Annotated in this window: 3 protein-coding genes; 1 reads left to right on the top strand and 2 read right to left on the bottom strand. The window is 70.8% G+C overall.

Annotated features, from left to right (window positions below; all coding sequences use genetic code 11):
- Positions 1-717 (top strand): NAD(P)H-hydrate dehydratase (locus tag JWP65_RS00775; RefSeq protein ID WP_299759403.1); only part of this gene is annotated, 717 nt, incomplete at its 5' end.
- A gap of 64 nt (positions 718-781) precedes the next feature.
- Here the strand turns inward: JWP65_RS00775 and JWP65_RS00770 are convergent.
- Complete coding sequence (locus JWP65_RS00770; RefSeq protein WP_299759401.1) at positions 782-1,549, bottom strand: SDR family oxidoreductase; 768 nt, start codon at positions 1,547-1,549, stop codon at positions 782-784.
- A gap of 34 nt (positions 1,550-1,583) precedes the next feature.
- Positions 1,584-3,114 (bottom strand): ribonuclease R family protein (locus JWP65_RS00765; RefSeq protein ID WP_299759399.1); only part of this gene is annotated, 1,531 nt, incomplete at its 5' end.

Genomic DNA, 3,114 nt, shown 5'->3' with positions numbered 1-3,114 from the left:
GGCGCGGCGCTGCTGGCGGCGCGGGCGGCGCTGCACCACGGCGCCGGTCGGGTGTTCGTGGGGCTGCTCGATGCGCAGGCGGCGGCGCTGGACGTGGCGCAGCCGGACCTGATGCTGCGCCACTGGGATACGCTGGACCTGGCGGCCATGGCGGTCGCCTGCGGTTGCGGCGGCGGGAACGCGGTGCGGCATGCATTGCCACGCGTGCTGGCCAGGGCGCGCGGCCTGGTGCTGGATGCCGACGCCCTCAATGCCGTTGCCGCCGACTCGCAGTTGCAAAGCCTGCTGGCGGCGCGCGGCCGCCGCGGCATGGCAACCGTGCTGACTCCGCATCCCCTTGAAGCCGCGCGGCTGCTGGGTTGCAGCACGGCGCAGGTGCAGGCGGACCGGCTGGCGGCAGCCGGCGAGCTGGCGCGGCGCTTCGCCTGCGTGGTGGTGCTGAAAGGCTCGGGGACGGTGATCGCAGCAGCCGACGCCAGCCTGCGCATCAACCCGACCGGCAATGCGCGGCTGGCGACGGCGGGAACGGGGGACGTGCTGGCCGGGATGATCGCGGCCCGGCTGGCGGGGGGAGAAGAGGCTGCGCCGGCGGCGTGCGGGGCGGTATACCTGCACGGGCTGGCCGCGAATCGGTGGCCGCCGGACACGCCTTTGACGGCCTCGGCGTTGGCCATCCGCCATTGCCGCGAAGGCGGGAATCCGGTGCCTGCGCATTGAAAAAGCGCGCCGCGGCGCGCTTGCTGAAAGCCCAGGGTCCTGCCTGCGCGGGGACGACCGAGACTTACCCGCGCCCCACGAACGGCATCTTCGTGGCCATCACCGTGTGGAACAGGATGTTGGCCTGCGGCGGCAGGCTGGCCATGTACAGCACCGACTGCCCGACGATCTGCACGTCCATCAGCGGCTCCGCGGCGATTTCCCCGTTGGCCTGCGGCACGCCCTTGGCCATGCGCGCGGCCAGCGGTGTTTGGGCATTGCCGATGTCGATCTGGCCCACCGCGATGTCGTAGCGCCGGCCGTCGAGCGCCGCCGACTTGGTCAGCCCGGTCACCGCGTGCTTGGTCGCCGTGTAGGCGATCGAGTGCGGCCGCGGCGCGTGCGCCGAGATCGAGCCGTTGTTGATGATGCGCCCGCCCATCGGCGCCTGCGCCTTCATCACGCGGAAGGCGTTCTGGATGCCGTAGAACATCCCGCTCAGGTTGGTATCCACCACCCGCTTCCAGTCGGCGACCGCCATGTCCTCCAGCGGCGTCGCCGGCAGGCCGATGCCGGCGTTGTTGAACAGCAGGTCGACGCGGCCCCAGGCCTGCACCACCTGGTCGAACAGCGCCCGCACCGAGTCCGGATCGCTCACGTCGGTCGGCACGACGAGCACCCGCTCGCCGGCGCCGCAGTCTTGCGCGATCTCGCGCAGCGGCTCCTCGCGTCGCCCCGCCACGGCCACGCGCCAGCCGGCGCCCAGCAGGGCCAGGGCCGCGGCGCGGCCGATGCCCGAGCCGCCGCCGGTGACGATCGCGACCTTGCCGGCCGCTTCCGGTGCATTTGCCATTTCGCTGTCTCCTCGTTGTAGGAGGTGCCGCCGCTCAGTGCCTGGGCTTGCGCACCTTGGCCTTGGCCGCGACCTTCTTGGCCGCCGCCTTGACCACCGCGCCCATCGGCGTCTTGGCCGACTTGCCGGCCGCCTTCTTGGCGGCGCCACGCTTGGTCGAGGCTTTGGCCGGCACGCCTTCCTCGCGGCCGCCGCTGGCCACGCCCTTGTCGCGCATGGCCCGGGCCGTCAGCTCCTCGCCCTCGCGCACCAGGCGGAAGTCGATCTTGCGGCCGTCCAGGTCGACCCGGCTGACCTGCACCCGCAGCCGCGACCCGATGGCATAGCGGATGCCCGTGCGCTCGCCGCGCAACTCCTGCCGCGCCTCGTCGAACTTGAAGTACTCGCCGCCCAGCTCGGTGATGTGGACCAGCCCCTCGACATACATCGCATCCAGCGTGACGAAGATGCCGAAGCTGGCGGCCGATGTGACGACACCCGAGTACTCCTCGCCGAGGTGGTCGCGCATGTACTTGCACTTGAGCCAGGCCTCGACGTCGCGGCTGGCCTCGTCGGCGCGGCGCTCGTTGGCGCTGCAATGAAAGCCGGCGGCCTCCCAGGCCAGCAGCTCGCGCGTCGGCGGCGGCCCGACCTTCTTGGGCTTGGTGGTCGGCGCGGCGGCGCGGGCGGCCAGCCGGCGGGCCAGCTTCTCGTGCGCTTCGCCCGGCGTCGGCAAGGCCGGCAGCTGGTAGCGCTTCTTGGCCAGGATCGCCTTGATCACCCGGTGCACCAGCAAGTCCGGATAGCGCCGGATCGGGCTGGTGAAGTGGGTGTAGGCCTGGTAGGCCAGGCCGAAGTGGCCGGCGTTGAACGGCGAATAGATCGCCTGCTGCATCGAGCGCAGCAGCATGGTCTGGATCTGCTGGGCGTCCGGCCGGTCCTTGGTCGCCAGCGCGATCTGCTGGAACTCGGCCGGAGTCGGGTCCGCGCTGATGGTGGCGGGCACGGCCATCGCCTTGAGGTAGCCGCGCAGGATCTCCTTTTTCTCCGGCGTCGGGCCTTCGTGGACCCGGAACAGGCCGGGATGCTCGGCCTGCATGATGAAGTCCGCCGAACAGACGTTGGCCGCCAGCATGGACTCTTCGATCAGCTTGTGGGCGTCGTTGCGCACCCGCGGCACGATCTGCTCGATGCGGCCGTTCTCGTCGCAGACGATCTGCGTCTCGGTGGTCTCGAAGTCGATGGCGCCGCGCGCATTGCGCGCCTTGAGCAGCGCGCGGTAGGCGTCGTGCAGGTTCAGCAGGTGCGGCACCAGGTCTTTGCGCCGGGTGGCCTCCGGCCCGCGGGTGTTGCCCAGGATCGCCGCCACCTCGGTGTACGTCATGCGTGCGTGGCTGAACATGACGGCCGGGTAGAACTGGTAGGCGTGGATGTCGCCGCCGGCCGTGATCAGCATGTCCGCAACCATGCAAAGCCGCTCGACCTCCGGGTTGAGCGAGCACAGCCCGTTCGATAGCTTCTCCGGCAGCATAGGGATGACCCGGCGCGGGAAGTAGACGCTGGTGGCGCGCTCGTAGGCGTCGATG

It is taken from the genome of Ramlibacter sp. (assembly GCF_028292805.1).
Classification (GTDB): Bacteria; Pseudomonadota; Gammaproteobacteria; order Burkholderiales; family Burkholderiaceae_C; genus Ramlibacter.
This window is presented reverse-complemented; position numbering and strand designations above follow the sequence as displayed.